The sequence below is a fragment of the Micromonospora sp. NPDC049900 genome (assembly GCF_044461025.1).
Lineage (GTDB): Bacteria > Actinomycetota > Actinomycetes > Mycobacteriales > Micromonosporaceae > Micromonospora.
The window spans coordinates 290,500-306,049 of record NZ_JBITKM010000003.1 but is presented as its reverse complement, the minus strand read 5'-3'; the positions used below and the strand labels follow the sequence as shown (position 1 = coordinate 306,049).

Annotated in this window: 16 protein-coding genes, 1 tRNA gene and 1 pseudogene; 7 read left to right on the top strand and 11 right to left on the bottom strand. The window is 72.5% G+C overall.

Translation table 11 applies throughout. The annotated features are described in order from the left end of the window. Positions 1-6: 6 nt before the first annotated feature. Both ACIBMZ_RS09725 and ACIBMZ_RS09720 read left to right on the top strand, forming a co-directional pair. Positions 7-1,017: an NADPH:quinone reductase gene (locus ACIBMZ_RS09725; protein WP_396692162.1), complete on the top strand. Its 1,011-nt coding sequence runs from the start codon at positions 7-9 to the stop codon at positions 1,015-1,017. A gap of 240 nt (positions 1,018-1,257) precedes the next feature. Continuing rightward, on the top strand, positions 1,258-1,749 hold the full coding sequence (locus ACIBMZ_RS09720) for an NUDIX domain-containing protein (protein ID WP_396692161.1): 492 nt from the start codon (positions 1,258-1,260) through the stop codon (positions 1,747-1,749). Positions 1,750-1,781: 32 nt separating this feature from the next. On the opposite strand, the gene ACIBMZ_RS09715 is transcribed toward ACIBMZ_RS09720, so the two are convergent. Together ACIBMZ_RS09715 and ACIBMZ_RS09710 are read right to left on the bottom strand one after the other, a co-directional pair. Further along, positions 1,782-3,458, bottom strand: a complete 1,677-nt coding sequence (locus ACIBMZ_RS09715; RefSeq protein WP_396692160.1) for an MDR family MFS transporter — start codon at positions 3,456-3,458, stop codon at positions 1,782-1,784. A 107-nt stretch (positions 3,459-3,565) separates the two neighbouring features. Then, positions 3,566-3,762: pseudogene (locus ACIBMZ_RS09710) on the bottom strand (DJ-1/PfpI family protein); the annotation flags it as partial. Between the two features lie 103 nt (positions 3,763-3,865). On the opposite strand from ACIBMZ_RS09710, the gene rfaE2 reads away from it, so the two are divergent. Both rfaE2 and ACIBMZ_RS09700 read left to right on the top strand, forming a co-directional pair. Further along, positions 3,866-5,824 (top strand): D-glycero-beta-D-manno-heptose 1-phosphate adenylyltransferase, encoded by a 1,959-nt coding sequence (gene rfaE2, locus ACIBMZ_RS09705; RefSeq protein WP_396692159.1) that lies wholly within the window; start codon positions 3,866-3,868, stop codon positions 5,822-5,824. Continuing rightward, a complete protein-coding gene (locus tag ACIBMZ_RS09700; protein ID WP_396692158.1) occupies positions 5,821-6,672 on the top strand; it encodes a glycosyltransferase family 2 protein in 852 nt (283 codons plus the stop codon). Before rfaE2 ends, ACIBMZ_RS09700 begins: the two co-directional genes overlap by 4 nt. Before the next feature lie 66 nt (positions 6,673-6,738). Here ACIBMZ_RS09700 and ACIBMZ_RS09695 read toward each other — a convergent pair whose 3' ends face one another. The 3 genes from ACIBMZ_RS09695 to ACIBMZ_RS09685 are packed head-to-tail and all read right to left on the bottom strand — an operon-like array spanning position 6,739 to position 8,876. Next, positions 6,739-7,845 (bottom strand): glycosyltransferase family 9 protein, encoded by a 1,107-nt coding sequence (locus ACIBMZ_RS09695; RefSeq protein WP_396692157.1) that lies wholly within the window; start codon positions 7,843-7,845, stop codon positions 6,739-6,741. 9 nt (positions 7,846-7,854) lie between these two features. Continuing rightward, the gene (locus ACIBMZ_RS09690) at positions 7,855-8,373 is read right to left on the bottom strand and encodes an Hsp20/alpha crystallin family protein (protein WP_396692156.1); all 519 of its coding nucleotides are present in this window, start codon (positions 8,371-8,373) and stop codon (positions 7,855-7,857) included. Continuing rightward, entirely contained in the window at positions 8,370-8,876 is a 507-nt protein-coding gene (locus ACIBMZ_RS09685) for a DUF2231 domain-containing protein (protein ID WP_396692155.1), read from the bottom strand. The genes ACIBMZ_RS09690 and ACIBMZ_RS09685 overlap by 4 nt, the downstream gene beginning before the upstream one ends. A gap of 168 nt (positions 8,877-9,044) precedes the next feature. Between ACIBMZ_RS09685 and ACIBMZ_RS09680 the strand changes: the two genes are divergently transcribed. Then, positions 9,045-9,665 (top strand): pyridoxamine 5'-phosphate oxidase family protein, encoded by a 621-nt coding sequence (locus tag ACIBMZ_RS09680; protein ID WP_396692154.1) that lies wholly within the window; start codon positions 9,045-9,047, stop codon positions 9,663-9,665. Here the strand turns inward: ACIBMZ_RS09680 and ACIBMZ_RS09675 are convergent. Continuing rightward, positions 9,653-10,072 (bottom strand): VOC family protein, encoded by a 420-nt coding sequence (locus ACIBMZ_RS09675; RefSeq protein ID WP_396692153.1) that lies wholly within the window; start codon positions 10,070-10,072, stop codon positions 9,653-9,655. The genes ACIBMZ_RS09680 and ACIBMZ_RS09675 overlap by 13 nt on opposite strands. A 302-nt stretch (positions 10,073-10,374) precedes the next feature. On the opposite strand from ACIBMZ_RS09675, the gene ACIBMZ_RS09670 reads away from it, so the two are divergent. After that, a complete protein-coding gene (locus ACIBMZ_RS09670; RefSeq protein ID WP_396692152.1) occupies positions 10,375-10,629 on the top strand; it encodes a hypothetical protein in 255 nt (84 codons plus the stop codon). A 198-nt stretch (positions 10,630-10,827) separates the two neighbouring features. On the opposite strand, the gene ACIBMZ_RS09665 is transcribed toward ACIBMZ_RS09670, so the two are convergent. Further along, positions 10,828-10,901 (bottom strand) — tRNA-Thr (locus tag ACIBMZ_RS09665). A 125-nt stretch (positions 10,902-11,026) separates the two neighbouring features. On the opposite strand from ACIBMZ_RS09665, the gene ACIBMZ_RS09660 reads away from it, so the two are divergent. Then, the gene (locus ACIBMZ_RS09660; protein ID WP_396692151.1) at positions 11,027-12,871 is read left to right on the top strand and encodes a metallophosphoesterase family protein; all 1,845 of its coding nucleotides are present in this window, start codon (positions 11,027-11,029) and stop codon (positions 12,869-12,871) included. A gap of 125 nt (positions 12,872-12,996) precedes the next feature. Here ACIBMZ_RS09660 and ACIBMZ_RS09655 read toward each other — a convergent pair whose 3' ends face one another. The 4 genes from ACIBMZ_RS09655 to ACIBMZ_RS09640 form a co-directional block, all read right to left on the bottom strand. After that, a complete protein-coding gene (locus ACIBMZ_RS09655) occupies positions 12,997-13,863 on the bottom strand; it encodes a stage 0 sporulation family protein (protein WP_396692150.1) in 867 nt (288 codons plus the stop codon). 340 nt (positions 13,864-14,203) lie between these two features. After that, entirely contained in the window at positions 14,204-14,899 is a 696-nt protein-coding gene (locus ACIBMZ_RS09650; RefSeq protein ID WP_396692149.1) for a hypothetical protein, read from the bottom strand. Beyond that, complete coding sequence (locus tag ACIBMZ_RS09645) at positions 14,899-15,204, bottom strand: hypothetical protein (protein WP_396692148.1); 306 nt, start codon at positions 15,202-15,204, stop codon at positions 14,899-14,901. Before ACIBMZ_RS09645 ends, ACIBMZ_RS09650 begins: the two co-directional genes overlap by 1 nt. A gap of 1 nt (position 15,205) precedes the next feature. After that, positions 15,206-15,535, bottom strand: a complete 330-nt coding sequence (locus ACIBMZ_RS09640; protein WP_396692147.1) for a YbaB/EbfC family nucleoid-associated protein — start codon at positions 15,533-15,535, stop codon at positions 15,206-15,208. Positions 15,536-15,550 lie beyond the last annotated feature (15 nt).

Here is a 15,550-nt window from a genome sequence, read left to right as displayed (position 1 = left end):
GGCGCGATGAGGACGGTCGTGTACGAGCGCACCGGCGACCCGACGGTGCTCCAGGTGGTGGACCGGCCGGTGCCGGAGCCGGGACGGGGCGAGGTGCTGGTGCGGGTCGCCTGCGCCGGGGTGAACCCGACCGACTGGAAGGCCCGCAGTCGGGGCCCGTTGCCGGCGGGCTGGCAGACACCCGGCCAGGACGGCGCCGGGGTGGTCGAGGCGGTCGGCGAGGGCGTCGACCGGGAGCTGGTCGGCGAGCGGGTGTGGGTCTGGGAGGCCGCGTGGCAGCGGCCGTACGGCACCGCCGCCGAGTACACGGTGGTGCCGGTGCGGCAGGCGGTACGCCTCGGCGACGCCTCCTTCGAGCTGGGCGCCTGCCTGGGCATCCCGTTCCTGACCGCGCACCGCTGCCTGACCTCCGGCGAGTACCTGCCGGACAGCCTCGGACCGGGCGCGTTGAGCGACCACACGGTGCTGGTGCAGGGCGGTGCGGGTGCGGTCGGTAACGCGGCGATCCAGCTCGCGTCCTGGGCGGATGCCTGCGTGATCGCCACGGTGAGCAGCGCGGAGAAGGCGCAGCTCGCGGCAGCCGCCGGAGCCTCGATAGTGATCGACTATCGGGAGCAGGACGTGGTCGAGGAGGTCCGCAAGGTCGCGCCCGACGGGGTCCACGGCATCGTCGAGGTCTCCCCGGCCCGCAACGCCGCCACCGACGTACGTCTGCTGCGGCCCGGCGGGGTGGTCTGCGTGTACGCCGACGACGGCGGAGCCGAGGTGACCCTGCCGGTCGGTCCGCTGCTGGTGCCGAACGCCCGGTGGCAGTTCGTGCTGGTCTACACCGTGCCGAAGGCGGCGAAGGCGCAGGCGGTGGTGGACGTGGCGGCGGCTGCCGCCCAGGGTGGGATCCGGGTGGGTGAGGAGGCCGGGCTGCCGCTGCACCGGTTTCCCCTGTCGGCGACCGCCGACGCGCATCGGGCGGTGGAGGACTCGGTCGTCGGGAAGGTCCTGGTCGACACCAGCGAATAGCGTCTGAGCTGGGATTATTTCCCCATCACCGGGACAGATGCGAACAAGCTTCGCAATACTGACTGTGCGGGTCGCCCCGCAAGGAACGGGTGGCCCCGGCGCGGTGCGAACGCCGGGGCCACCCACCGGGAGTGAGGTCTTCGAGAGCCGCCCACTCCTAACGGCGATGATGCGCCGAGAAACGTTACGGCGTGGCCGATTCCGGCACATCCGTCGCGACAACCCCCGTACTTTGTCCGGGTGAGCATCTCCTGGGCTGATTCGTACGTCGGGCAGCTCCGCGCCCTGGCCGGCGACCGGACACTGATGTTCGTCGGCGCGCGGGCCGTGGTCCGTGACAGCGCCGCACGGATCCTGCTGATCCGCCGCTCCGACAACGGGCAGTGGGCCATGCCGGCCGGCGCGATGGAGCTGGGCGAGTCCATCGCCGACTGCGCCGTGCGGGAGGTACGCGAGGAGACCGGACTGCGCGCCCTGCGGGTCAGCGCGTTCGCCCTCTACACCGGACCCGACCGCACCCACACCAACATGTACGGCCACACGTACCAGATCTTCACCACCGCGTTCCGGGTCGAGGAGTGGGACGGGCGGCTGGCCCGGGTCACCGAGGAGACCACCGACGCCGGCTTCTTCCACCGCGAGGCGCTGCCGCAGCCGCTCTCCACGAGCGTGCTGGAGACCCTCGCCGACCTGGACGTCTTCGAGCAGACCAACCGCCTGATCCTCAAGTGACCGGCCGGAAGACCTCTCGTCCAGGAGCCACGTCAGAGCATCGTCTGGGACTTGGCTTCCATGTCGGCGGCGGCCTCGGGCTTCGAGGAGCGGTCCAGCGGCTTGCCACCGGGAGCCGGTCCTTCGCCACCCAGGCCGTCGGTGCCGCCGGTGGCACCCTCCGGCCCGGCGCCGCGCAGCCGCTCGTTCGGCAGGGCCAGGGTGAGCAGCACCGCCACGATCGCGATCAGCCCGGTGGTCAGGAAGACCAGGTGCAGAGACTCGACGAAGGCCACCTGGACAACCTCGCGTACCGGGGCGGGCAGGGCCAGGATCGTCGCCGGGTCCTCGACCGACACTCCGGCCCCACCGGAGGGGCCCACCGCGGCCTGCTGCTCGGGGGAGAGTCGGGCGACCGCTGCGGGCAGCCGGTCGGACATCTCGGCGGCCAGCCGGGCGGAGAGCACCGCGCCGAGGATGGCCACCCCGAAGGACCCGCCCAGCGAGCGGAAGAACGTCGCCGACGAGGTGCCGGCACCCAGGTCCCGCAGTGAGACGGAGTTCTGTACGGCCAGGACGAGCGACTGCATGCACAGGCCCAGCCCCACACCGATCACCGCCATGAACCCGAACGCCACCCACAGCGAGGTGCCCACCTGCAATCGGGTGAACAGCAGCATCCCGGCCAGCAGCACCACCGAGCCGGTCACCGGGAACCACTTGTACCGGCCGATCCGGCTCATCGCCCGGCCGGTCAGCACCGAGGTCACGATGATGCCGGCCATCATCGGCAGCATCAGCAGACCACTGCGGGTCGGCGAGGCGCCCTTGACGATCTGGAGGTAGAGCGGGATGAAGATGATCGACCCGAACATCACCAGACCGAGCACGAACCCGGCGCCGTTGGCCAGGGCGAAGGTGGCGCTGCGGAACAGTCGCAGCGGCAGGATCGGCTCGGCCACCCGGCGCTCCTGGAGCACGAATCCGACGGCCAGCACGGCACCGGCGGCGAAGAGGCCGATGATCGCGGCGGAGCCCCACGGATAGGTGTTGCCGCCCCAGCTCAGTGCCAGCAGCAGGCTGCTCACCCCGGCGACCAGCAGCAACGCGCCGAGCCAGTCGATCGAGTGCTTCCGGCGGGTGAAGGGCACCAGCCGGATCACCCGCGAGCAGACCACGATGGCGAGGATCGCCAGCGGCACGTTCAGATAGAAGATCCAGCGCCAGTTGGTCTCCGCGAAGTAGCCGCCGACCAGCGGCCCGGCCACCGACGCGATGCCGAACACCGCGCCGAAGACGCCCTGGTAACGGCCACGCTCCCGAGGCGAGACCACGTCCGAGATGATGGTGAAGGCGAGCGTGATCAGGCCGCCCGCCCCCAGACCCTGCACGCCCCGGGTGACGATCAGTTGGGTCATGTCCTGGGAGAGCCCGGCCAGCAGCGAGCCGAGCAGGAACGTACCGATCGAGAACAGGAACACCGGGCGACGCCCGTACAGGTCCGCCATCTTGCCGTACAGCGGGGTCGAGGCGGTGGAGGCGAGCAGGTACGCGGTCACCACCCAGGAGTAGTGACTGATCCCGCCCAGCTCGCCGACGATGGTCGGCAGGGCGGTTCCGACGATGGTCTGGTCGAGTGCGGCCAGCAGCATGCCGGTCATCAGGCCGAACATCAGCAGCCGGAGCTGCCCCTTGCTCAGCACCGGCTCCGGGTGGCTCTCCGTGGTCATTGCGCCCGTTTTCCCGTACCACCGGAAACATGCCCGGTCCGTCCGAAACCCCGGCGGGGGCGTCGGACGGACCGGCCACGGGTGGAGCCGGTGGTCGGGTCAGTGCCGACCCTCGCCTCGATCAGGGTCCACGGGCCGTGGCAGATCACCCCGACCGGCTTACCTGCGTCGAAGACGACCGCACGAACCGCACCGCGACCGGATCGGCCCGCAGGAAGTCCGGGATGGCCACCCCACCGGGCAGCACCAACGCGTCGTACCGGTCGGGGTCTGCGGCGGAGACGTCGACGTCGTACGTCCTGGACGCCGAACCCTTCCCGACCCCGAACGCCCGAAACGCCCCGAGGTGCGTGACCCGGCCGGCGGCCGGGCAGGTTTGACCCGGAGCGGCAAGGGGATCCGCCGGCATGGCACGAGCAGCAGCGGAACAGCTCCGGCTCGCCGACGTCGTGCAGAGCTGGCTCGGGCGCCCGGTCCTGGTGATCGGCGACGCCATGCTCGACGAGTGGCGGTTCGCCGACTCCGACCGACTGTGTCGGGAAGCCCCGGCCCCGGTCCTCACCCTGCGGCGTCGTATCTCGGCGGCGGGCGGCGCGGCCAACACCGCGGTCAACGTCGCCGCCCTGGGCGGACGCTCGGTGCTGGTGGCACCGGTCGGTGCCGACGTGGCCGGCGACGAGCTGCACGACTGTCTGGACCGGGCGGGAGTCTGGGACCGTACCGTCAGCCAGCCGGGCCGTCCCACCCCGGTCAAGCGCCGCATGCTGGCCGGCGATCAGATCCTGCTCCGCGAGGACTCCGGCGACCCGGACGACCCGCTCACCGACGTCGGCGTGGACTGCCTGCTCACCGCCCTCGACTGTGCGACCGAGGAGCTGCGGGCCGCCGCCGGGGGCGCGGCTCCCACGCTGGTGATCTGCGACTACGGTCTGGGCGCGCTGCCGGCACCGGTACGCGCCTGGTTGGTCGCCCACCGCAGCCGGTACGCCACCGTCGCGCTGGACGCGCACGACCTCGCCGACTGGCGTGGCCTCGCGCCGACCGTGGTGACACCGAGCTTCGCCGAGGCGAGCCGACTGCTCGCCCGCGCCGGCACCGCCGGGCTGACCGGTGCCGACACCCCGACCGACCTGCACCTGGAACACCCCGAGGTGGACGCGGGCGACGGGCCGTCGGAGCTGACCGTGGGCACCGCGCCGGGCGCGTTGCGGCGTACCGATGGGCCGACCGGTGAGCCCACCCCCGGTGAGGGTCGGGTCGCGATGACCCGCGACGGGCTCAGCGTGACCGGCACCGGAGTGACCGTGAACGCCGACGCCGGAGCCGGTGTCGACCGGGCGGTCCTGGCCGAGTCCCGGCTCGCCGAACTGCGCGCGCACACCGGCGCGGACGTGGTCGCGGTGACCCTGGACACCGACGGGGCGGTGGTGGGCGGTGCCGAGGGACGGCCCGCCCGCAGCCACAGCACACCCGTACCGGCCAGCCACGCGGTGGGCGCCGGTGACGCGTACCTGGCGACCATGACGCTCGCGTTGGCCGCCGGTGCGCCGCTGCCGACCGCCGCGCAGCTCGCCCAGCTCGCCGCGACCAGCACCGTCGCCGGTACCGGCACCTGCGTGTGCCGCCGCGACGACCTGCTGGCCGCGCTGGGCCGCCCGGCCCTCGGCGGCTCGGCGCTGGTCGGCGCCGAGGGCCTGACCGGGATCATCGCCGAGCATCGGCGGAACGGGCGCTCGATCGTGTTCACCAACGGCTGCTTCGACGTGCTGCACCGGGGCCACGTGCGGTACCTGGAACAGGCGAGCGCCCTGGGCGACCTGCTGGTGGTGGCGGTCAACTCGGACGACAGCGTCCGCCGACTCAAGGGCGCCGACCGGCCGGTCAACCCGGTCGAGGACCGGACCGCCCTGCTCGCCGCACTCTCCTGCGTCGACCACGTGGTCGTCTTCGAGGAGGACTCGCCGGCCGGACTGATCGAGGCGATCCGCCCCGACGTCTACGTCAAGGGCGGCGACTACCCGCCCGACCTGGTGCCCGAGGCGCCGCTGGTGCAGCGGCTGGGCGGGCAGGTCCGCACGCTCGGGTACGTGCCGGACCGCTCCACCTCCGCGATCATCGACCGGATCCGGGCCCACGGCCAGAGCGGGACGGTCGACTCGACCGGCGTCGTCGGCTCGACGGACTCGACGGGCTCGGTCGGCTTCGTCGGCTCGACGGGCTCGGTCGGCTCGGTCGACGGGGTGGAGACGGGCCGGACGGTCGCTGCGGGCGACGCCGTGGCGGCCGGTCAGGAGGCTGTCGCCGGTCCGGACGGTGTGGCGGTGTCCCGTGCCGGCGTCCCACCGACCACCGGCAAGGCGCCGTGAACCGACCGCTCGACACCGGCGACCACGCGGACTTCCGCGCCGACCGTCTGCTCGACGTCCTGGTCCCGACCCGGGACCGGCCCGCCGAACTCGCCGTCACCCTCTCCGGGCTCGCCGCCCAGGAGGGGGTGCCGGGGTTCGGGGTGGTGGTCAGCGACCAGTCCGACGGCGACCCCGGGTACGCCCACCCGGCGGCAGCCACCATGGTCCGTGCGCTGCGGTATCGCGGGCATCCGGTGCTGCTGACCCGTCGACTGCCCCGACGCGGGTTGGCCGAACACCGGGCCGCCCTGCTCGCCGCGTCCACCGCCCGGTACGTGCTCTTCCTCGACGACGACGTCTGGCTGGAACCCGGCGCGCTGTCCCGACTGGTCACCGCGATCCAGGAGCTGGGCTGCGGATTCGTCGGCAACGGGGTGCACGGACTGTCGTACCTGGACGACGTACGCCCGCAGACGCACCGGCACTACCGGGAGTGGAACGGTCGGCCGGTGCCGGAGCGCATCCGTCCGGGCACCCCCGAGTGGGACCGGGCGCAGATCCACTCGGCGGCGAACCTGCTGCACGTCACCACAGCACTGGAGGTGCCGGCGGGGAGCTGGCGGGCGTACCAGGTCTCCTGGATCGGCGGCTGCGTCCTGTACGACCGCGCCAAGCTGGTCGAGTGCGGCGGTTTCGACTTCTGGCGACGGGTGCCGGAGCGCCACCAGGGCGAGGACGTCGCCGCCCAACTCACCGTGCTGGCGCGCCATGGCGGCGCGGGCGTCCTGCCCAGCGGGGCCTACCACCTGGAGTCGCCGACCACCGTCACCGAACGCGACGTCGAGGCGTGGGAGGCCCTGATGTAAGGAGGGGGCCCTTCCTATACACCAGGCGTTAGCAGGGTGCCCTTCCTTGCATCTCAGCTCGCGCCGTCAGCGGAACAGCAGTTCGCGGGCGGCTTCCAGCACCTCGACGACCGGTACGTCGGTGACGAACGAATCCCGGTGCGGGCAGTCGCCGTCGCCGGGGCGGTGCGGATAGATGCCGGGGGTGCAGTCCACCCCGCAGACCGGGCAGTGCACCGTCCACGAGGTGATCGGTCGGTGCCGTCCACGCAGCCCGGTGGCGGTGGTGATCAGGTTGCCGACCCAGAAGATGCCGACCGTGGGGGTGCCGACCGCACCGGCGAGATGCAGCGGGCCGGTGTCGTTGGAGATCACCAACTCGCAGTCGGCGTAGCAGCCGGCGAGCCCGCCCAGGCTGAGTGTGCCCACCTGTGGGCGGACCGGGACCCCGGCCGCCGCCACCACCTGGTCCACCACCTCCTGCTCGGCGGGGGTACCGGTGACCAGCACCTCGTACCCGTCGGTGTGCAGCATCCGGGCCACCCGGGCGAACCGGTCGGCGGGCCACCGGCGTCGGGTGTCGGTGGCCCCGGGATGCAGCGCCACCCGGGGGCGCGCGGGCTCACCGAGCACCCTGCGGGCCTCGGCCCGGTCCGTCTCGGTCACCGCCAGCGTCGGGGTGATCGTGGTCGCCGGGGCACCCACCAACGCCACCGCCTCCAGGTAGCGGATCACCTCCGGCTGGTAGTAGACGTACCGCAGCCACCGGTCCAGCGGCGGGGCGTCCTCGGCGCGCAGCCCGGCGGTGACCCGGGCACCGAGCGCGGCGACCAGGGGGTTCGAGTTCGCCCCGCCGCCGTGCAGTTGCAGCGCCAGGTCGAAGTGCTGCTCGCGGGCGGCGGCCAGGAAGTCGACCATGCTCGACTCGGGTTCGCCGGGGCCCGCCGCGCGGATGCCCGGCGCCGGCGGCACCACCTCCACCCGGTCCACCGGGCCCGGCCGGTCGGTCCACAGCTCCGCGTGCCACGGCGCGCCGAGCAGCACGATCTCCGCCTTCGGGTACGCGGCCCGCAGCGCGTCCAACGCCGGCAGCACGAAGATGAAGTCGCCGAGCGCGTTGGCCCGCAGTACGGCGATCCGGGCCACGTCGGGCACCAGCCCGGTGGCCGGGGCGAGCAGGTCCGGAGCGGCCACGGCAGGGGGCTACCGGTCGTACTCGCCGGGGACGACGTCCGGCTGGTGGAGTTCCCGGTCCGCCGCCGGGTCGACGCCCCGCGACGCACCCGCACCGCTCGGGTACGGCCCGGTACGACCGACGGTGATGGTGCGGGGAGCGGGCCGGGTCGCCCGGGGCAGCCGTACCCGCAGCAGGCCGTGGTCCATCACCGCGTCGATGCCTTCCGGGTCCACCCGCGACGGCAGCGGTACGCGGTACTCGAAGCCCCGCGTCTCGAACCCGCCGGGGATGCCGTGATCGGCGTTCACCTCGGCTTCCGTCCGGGCCCGTACGCACAGATCGCGGTCGTCCAACTCGACCGCCACCTCCTCGGGTGCGACGCCGGGCAGCCGCACCACCACCTCCCAGCCGTCGGGGATCTCGCCCAACTCGACCTCGGGCGGCCCCGGGCGGCCACCGAGCAGCCGACTCAGCTCGGCGCGCAGCGACTGCAACTCGCCCATCGGGTCCCAGCCCTGCTGACCGCCGCGCCAGTTCCGGGTCATCGCACACCACCCGTCGGCTGTCCGACCGACGAGGACCGCAGCGAACTCGGTGCGTCGAGGTGAGCGTCCCGGTCGACCCCGACGCCGAGCCGGTCGACGAGTTCCCCGCCCAGCCAGGCGCTGATGCCGAGGATGCCCAGCGCCACCACCTCGATGGCGATCAGCGCGCCACCGGCGGCCCGGGACTCGGCGTTGAGGCGTACCACCCAGACGGCGGCGAAGAGCAGGATCACCGCGAGGTTCGCCACGGCGTGGGTGATTCCCACCCGCTTCGCGCGGGTCCCGGCGGGGATGGCCAGCAGGTCGAAGGCTCCGGCCACCGCGGCCAACAGGCCGCCGACCAACCCGACGGTGAGGTTCCAGTACGCCACCTCGCCGAGGAACCGGGGTCCGCCGAGCGTGTCGATCAGGTCGAACAGCACGGTGGTGACCAGCAGGGCCACCGGGAACATGACCAGCATCGGATGCACCGGATGACCCAGTACCTTGAGTCGGCTCTCCATGCTCCGGGCCTCCACTGCTCGGGTCGTTTCGCCGTCGCCGGCTCGTGCTGCGGCCACACCCCCGCCCATCAGGGGGGACAGCTCATCACAGTAGGCGTGCCTACACTGACCGTGGCGGTTTCCCGCCTGGATGCCGCCACCGGGTTCAACTCCACGGGGAGGCACACAGTGACGGCAGAGATCACCTCGGTGGCGGAGTTGCGGGAGTTGCTCGGTACGCCGACACCCCGCGCCGCCGAGAAGGAACGCACCACACTGCACGAGCGCGACCGTCAGTGGCTGGCCGCGTCGCCGTTCTGTCTGGTGGCCACCGCCGGGGCGGACGGTGCCTGCGACGTCTCGCCCAAGGGCGACCCGGCCGGCTTCACCCTCGTGCTGGACGACCGGACCATCGCCATCCCGGAGCGCCCCGGCAACAAGCGTGCCGACGGCTACCGCAACATCCTGGAGAACCCGCACGTCGGGCTGATCTTCCTGATCCCGGGCCGGGGCGACACCCTGCGGATCAACGGGCGGGCCCGGCTGCTGCGCGACGCGCCCTGGTTCGACCAGATGGTGGTCAAGGGACACCGCCCGGTGCTCGCGGTGGTGGTGGAGATCGAGCAGATCTTCTTCCACTGCGCGAAGGCGTTCCTCCGCTCCGGCTTGTGGCAGCCGGAAAGCTGGCCGACGGACCCGCTGCCCGGCACGGCCCGCCTGGTCAAGGAGGTACAGAACCCGGTGGAGAGCCTGGCCGACCTGGAGCGCCACTACGGCCCGGAGTACGCCCGCAAGCTCTACTCCTCCTGACCGGCCGCACCGGCGGCGGTGACCATCCACAGGTGGCCGTCCGGGTCGGCGAACGTGCCCGCGTATCCCCAGGGCTGCGGTCCCGGCTCGGTCGTCACCTCCGCACCGGCGTCCCGCGCGCGAGAGACCAGGCTGTCGACCTCGGCCGGACCGGCCAGGGTCAACCCGAGTACGCACTCGCTGTGCCGGCGGTCGGCCACCTCCCGGCCGCCGAGCACCCAGCCGAAGCCACCAGTCGGCACCAGCATCAGGCGCAGCCCTGGGTTGACCTCGAACTGCAACGGCTCGGGCAGGCCGTCCTCAGCCGGCTCACCGATCGCGGCCAGTCCGAGGGCGTCCCGGTAGAAGTCGTGCGAGACCCGCCGGTCGGCGATCGGCAGGCTGACGACGACTGGTGCGTACGGCACGGCGGGACCTCCGGCTGGCGTCGCGATCGTGGTTTCGCCGTCGAGTATGGGCGCCACCTGTGACACGAGGTGGGAGCCGCCGCCGGAGAGCCGCACTGGTGACCGGCCGCCACGGGCAGCAGCCGACGGCTTGCCGACTCACGGGTTCGCCGTTCGGGCCGCCCTGGGCGGTTCCCCAACGCAGCGCGGATTCGTGACTCCCTCGTTGTTGTGCTCCCCGCCTTCCGGTGTGCCCTCTTCGGTGGTCCGGGATGTACCGATCGGTGGTACCGCGCGAGTCTGTCCATGGTCACGATGGCCGGATGCATCCTCACGACCCGTACCAGCAGCAGCCGCACTATCCGCCGCACCAGTACCCGCCTCAGCCGCCGCCGGGGATGTACGCCCAGCAGCAGCCGAACAAAGCTGGGCTGGGAGGGTGGGCGATCGTCTTGTGGATCGCGTTGCCGGCGATGCTGATCGCGCTGTGCTGTGCGGGATGCCTGCTGACCGGGTCTTTCTCGGCGTTCATGGAGGGTTTCAACGAGGGCTTCAACGAGGGCGTGTCGAATCCGTAGTGCTGTGCGGATTCGAAGCGGTGACCTCTGGGTCGGAGCCCAGCGAGCCACCTGCTTCACGTCGCTTCGAATGCGGGCAGGCCGAAGCTCCACTTCCGGCCTGCCCGCAGTTCACCGCACCCCGGCCTGTCCGCGAACGCATAGGAAAAGGCCCCTGGCTCCCGGGATCCCTCCCGAGGCCAAGGGCCTTTCCATCCGAGCCGCCTGACGGAATCGAACCGTCGACCTACGCATTACGAGTGCGTCGCTCTAGCCGACTGAGCTAAGGCGGCAACGATCGCCAAGTGTACGGCACGCACCACGCCGGGGCGGAGCGGGATTCCCCGGACTCGGCGGACCGGACATCGGGTCCGATCGGGCTCGGCACGGCACACCGCGCGGCGCTACGCTCCGCCGGGTGACCGACGATCAGATCCCCCACGACGAACCGGTCGACCCTTCGCCCGGTGACGGTGCGCGTGCCGAGACCACCAGCGAGAAGACGACCGGCCCGGTGCCGGTGACGGCCAGCGGTCGGGCGACACCGCTGGGGCCGTACGCCGAGGAGGCGTCCGGAGGGCGGGCGGCGCGACGGCCGCGCAGCACCGATCCGCTGGAGTTGGGCTTCACCCCGCGTAAGCCGGTGCCGTGGCTCGCGCCGTTCCTGCTGATCAGCACCGGTCTGCGGACGTTGTTGGCGATGTTGTTCGGGGCGTACCTGGACAAGCGGGAGCTTCAGAAGGCGCTGGATGCGGAGGTCGCCCGTCAGGTCGGGCCGGACGGCGGGCTCTGGCTCGACTACGTGGCCGACCTGGGCGACGGGTTCAACGCCACGTACTCGGTGGCGTATCTGCTCGCGCAGCGCGAGCTGGAGGTGGACGGGCACCGGCTGCCCCGGGCGCAGACCCTGGTGATGGGCGGCGACCAGGTCTACCCGTCGGCCGCGTACGAGGCGTACGAGGACCGGTGCAAGGGGCCGTACCAGGCGGCGTTGCCGACCACACCGCCCGAGCAGCCGACGATCTTCGCGGTGCCGGGCAACCACGACTGGTACGACGGGCTGACCGCGTTCCTGCGGCTGTTCGTCCGGACCAGGGACCGCCACTTCGGCGGCTGGCGGACCGGCCAGTCCCGCTCGTACTTCGCCGCCGAGCTGCCCGCCGACTGGTGGCTGCTCGGGCTCGACGACCAGTCCGGCTCGTACGTCGACGACCCGCAGCTCACCTTCTTCGACGCGGTGGCGGCGAAGCTGGGCCCGCAGAGCCGGGTGATCCTGGCGGTGCCGGCTCCGGCCTGGGTGAAGGCCGTCGACCAGCCCACCGCGTACGACTCGATCGACTATTTCATCCGGACCATCGTCGCGCCCACCGGTGCCCAGGTACGCCTGTTGATCTCCGGCGACCTGCACCACTACGCCCGCTACACCGGGCCGGACGGCCGGCAACTGGTCACCTCGGGCAGCGGCGGGGCGTACCTGTACCCGACGCACAAGTTGCCCGAGCGGATCGAGGTGCCGCCCCGGGACACGTTGGCCCGCCGTTCCAGCCCCTCCCGCGAATACGAGTTGGCCGCCCGCTATCCCGACGCGACCCGCTCCCGCCGGTACGGCTGGGGCATCTTCGGCCGGTTGCCGCTGCGCAATCCCGGCTTCTCGACGCTGCTGGGCATCCTGCACACCCTGCTGATGCTCTCCATGGCCGGGGTGACCGACTTCCGCGCGGAGGCCTCCGAGCAGCGGTTGTTCAGCGTGCCGCTGGTGATGATGGTGCTGGTGACCGTGCTCGCGGCGGCGCTGTTCGCCAAGCCGCCCAGTTCCAGCGGCAAGCGGCACGTCCGACACTGGCTGCTGGGTGTCGGGCACGGGCTGGCCCACGTGGGGTTGGGGGCCGCCGGCACCTGGGCGTGGCTGTCGCTGCCGTTCCACGACTGGCTCTGGCCGCTGCCCGCGGTGGCCGCCGCAACCGTCTACCTGCCGGTGATCGGCCTGGTGGCCAGTCAACTGGTGGCCGGGTACCTGCTGGTGGCGAGCGCCTTCGGGGTCAACGTCAACGAACTCTTCGCGGGGCAGGGCATCGAGGACGCCAAGGGCTTCGTGCGGATGCGGATCGACCCGGACGGCACGCTCACCCTTTATCCGATCGCGGTCGACCGGGTGGGCCGCCGGTGGCGCGTCAACCCCGACGGCTCCCCCGAGGCGTCCTGGCTCGCTCCGGGCCGTCCGCTGCGTCCCCGCCTGGCCGAACCTCCGGTCGTCCTGCGTTGACCGGACCGATGAGGGCGGCAGGAGCGCGCGCCGCCCTCATCGGTGGTCCGGGATGAGGGCGGTACGGCGGGCCGCGGTGCTCAGGGGCTCGGGAAACCCGTCAATGACACCGTCCCGGGACCGGGTCATCGCCGGGGTGCGACGCCCTCCGGGCCGGACTTGTCACGGCTGTCGTACGCCTGGCGCGAGCCGCACACGTCGGCACGGGAACACAGGGAGCGCGAGCCGTCGGCGTCCAGGCGTACGGTGACGGCGTCGCGGGGGACGCTGTGGCCCACCACCCGGCCCTCACCCTTGGGGGTGGAGACGCGACTGCCGACCTCCGGTGCGGACTCCTGGAATTTCGAGTACAGCGGGTGCTCGTACTTGAGACAACACATCAGCCGGCCGCAGGCGCCGGAGATGCGCAGCGGGTTGAGCGGCAGATCCTGGTCCTTGGCCATCCGGATGGTCACCGGCTCGAAGTCGTTCAGGAAGGTCGCGCAGCACAGGTCACGCCCGCAGGAGCCGATGCCGCCCTGCACCCGGGCCGAGTCGCGGGCCGACAACTGCCGCAGTTCCACCCGGCAGTGCAGGGTCGCCCCGAGGTCGCGGACCAGGGAGCGGAAGTCCACCCGGTGCGGCGCGGTGAAGTAGATGGTGCTGCGCTCGCCGCCACCGTCGGCGCTGCCGAGCACGTGGTCGATCGCCACCACCTTCATCGGCAGGCCGTGCTCCCGGATCAGCCGCTTGGCCGCGACCTTCGCCTCCGCCTTGCGGCGTCGCAGCGTCTCGTCCCGGCGCAGGTCCTCCTCCTGCGCCAGCCCCGCCATCCGGGGAAAGCCCTCGGTGTCGTCGCTGACCCACTGCGCGGCCCAGACACATTCCGCCACCTCGGGCCCGTCGTCGGTGGGCACCAGCACCTTGTCGCCGACCTGCGGTCGGAAGTCACCCGGGTCGAGGTAGTAGAGACGCCCGTACCGCTGGAAGCTGACCGCGCAGAGCATGCCCATGCTCCTCACCCTACGACGCGCCGACGGATTTGCGTCGGGCCGCGGTGACGGGTGACCGCACCGCGCAACCATCCATGATTGTCGACTCGACCGATCCCGGGCCGCCGACCGGTACGACGATGGCGTCCGGACGGCTGAATCCTTCGTCACGGACGGGACAAACGGGGCCGGACAGCGTTGAGTGTGGGGACAGACCTGCGGGGGGTGCAGGAAAGTCACGGCGCCGCCGCGCGGGCCCGATCGGGTATCCGCGTGCGGCGCCGTGCTGCTGCCACCGCATCCCGTCCACGGCCGAGTCGGGCCGACGCCGACGGCCGTGCACCGGTTGGTCCGGGGGCTGCTACCAGCCGACGCGGGTGGTCGGCCCGCCCGGGGCGGTGCCGGGACGGAACCGGGTCGGTACCGCGCGCATCGGGGTCTCGGCCAGGCTCGGGGCCCACTGCCGCAGCAGCGTCTCCGCCCCGTCGTAGGCGACGCAGAGCACGGCCAGCACCCGGGCCGCGATCTCGGCGGCGGCGGGGCTGCCCGGCGACGAGGGCCCGGAGTGCGGCGACTCTCGGGTGATCGAGGTGGCCGCCACCACCGAGACCGCCTCGGCCGAACCGATCACCTCGGCCAGGGTGCGGGCGACGGCGAGCCGGCTGCCCTCCACCCAGTCGGCGAGAGCGTCGGCGTAGCCGGCGGTGGCCTCCAACCGCCCCACCAGGCTCTCCGGGCCGTCGTCGAGGTGACGCAGCAACATCGTCCGGGACTGCCCGTACGCGGCGGCAGCCGGCCCGGACCAGAGCAGCGGATCGGTCAGCGTGGCGCAGGCGTGGTCGTACCCGTGGACGTGCCGGCGCACCGTGTGCCCGGCACCCGCCAACGGCGCCGCCCGCAGGTCGAGGAAGCTGCGCAGGGCGTCACCGGGCAGCACCTGCATCCGACGCAGCAACGGCCAGACCCGGTGGCCCTCCGGAGCCCCGGCGGCGAGCAGGGTGTCGACCCGGCGCAGCAGGTCGATCCCGGGCTCGGCGAGCCGGTCCAGCGCGTCCATCACCTCTCCCCGGCCAGCCGGCGGGAGGCGGCGGAGTCGGTGTCGGAATACCGGTCGGCGGCCTGGCGCAGCGCGGTCGCCGTGGCGGTCAACTGCGCCGCGGCGGCGTGCGCCTCGCGGGCCCGGTCCCCGGTGGCGGTGGTCCACTGCCGGTGCAGCGCCCGGCCGATCTCGCCGGGCCGCCCCGGCGCGTCCGCGCCGAACGAGACCTGCGCGGGGTCGGCGGCGGTGACCGAGTGGGACAGCGCGGTCAGCGTGGCGCTCGCCTCGTCGAGGCGGGCGGCCAGGGCACGAAGGGTGTCCATCTCACGCCCCCGTCAGCGGCCGGTAGGCGGTGAACGTCTCGTTGTGCAGCTTCTCCCGGGCCCACTGGGCGGCGTCCGCGGCGGCGACCACCGCAGCCCGCACCGAACCCGCGACGTCACGCGGCTGCCGGGTGTGCAGGGGGCCGAGGAAACGCACGTCGGTGATCCGCCCACCGGCGGTCACCACCACCTCGACCAGTCCGTCCGGCGACCGGACGGTGACCTCGACCGTCGCCACGGCCTGGTCGAACTCGGCCTGGAGGGACTCGATCCGGCGGTAGCGTCGGACCGCCTCCTCGATCCACGCCTCGTCGATCTCGCCCCGCGGCATCAGCGGACTCCTCCC

Bases quoted from the DNA above. Each gene is read 5' to 3' on its own strand.
- ACIBMZ_RS09725 (WP_396692162.1), top strand. From the start codon at position 7: ATGAGGACGGTCGTGTACGAGCGCACCGGCGACCCGACGGTGCTCCAG.
- ACIBMZ_RS09715 (WP_396692160.1), bottom strand. From the start codon at position 3,458: ATGACCACGGAGAGCCACCCGGAGCCGGTGCTGAGCAAGGGGCAGCTC.
- rfaE2 (WP_396692159.1), top strand. From the start codon at position 3,866: ATGGCACGAGCAGCAGCGGAACAGCTCCGGCTCGCCGACGTCGTGCAG.
- ACIBMZ_RS09690 (WP_396692156.1), bottom strand. From the start codon at position 8,373: ATGACCCGGAACTGGCGCGGCGGTCAGCAGGGCTGGGACCCGATGGGC.
- ACIBMZ_RS09685 (WP_396692155.1), bottom strand. From the start codon at position 8,876: ATGGAGAGCCGACTCAAGGTACTGGGTCATCCGGTGCATCCGATGCTG.
- ACIBMZ_RS09670 (WP_396692152.1), top strand. From the start codon at position 10,375: ATGCATCCTCACGACCCGTACCAGCAGCAGCCGCACTATCCGCCGCAC.
- ACIBMZ_RS09655 (WP_396692150.1), bottom strand. From the start codon at position 13,863: ATGGGCATGCTCTGCGCGGTCAGCTTCCAGCGGTACGGGCGTCTCTAC.
- ACIBMZ_RS09650 (WP_396692149.1), bottom strand. From the start codon at position 14,899: ATGGACGCGCTGGACCGGCTCGCCGAGCCCGGGATCGACCTGCTGCGC.
- ACIBMZ_RS09645 (WP_396692148.1), bottom strand. From the start codon at position 15,204: ATGGACACCCTTCGTGCCCTGGCCGCCCGCCTCGACGAGGCGAGCGCC.
- ACIBMZ_RS09640 (WP_396692147.1), bottom strand. From the start codon at position 15,535: ATGCCGCGGGGCGAGATCGACGAGGCGTGGATCGAGGAGGCGGTCCGA.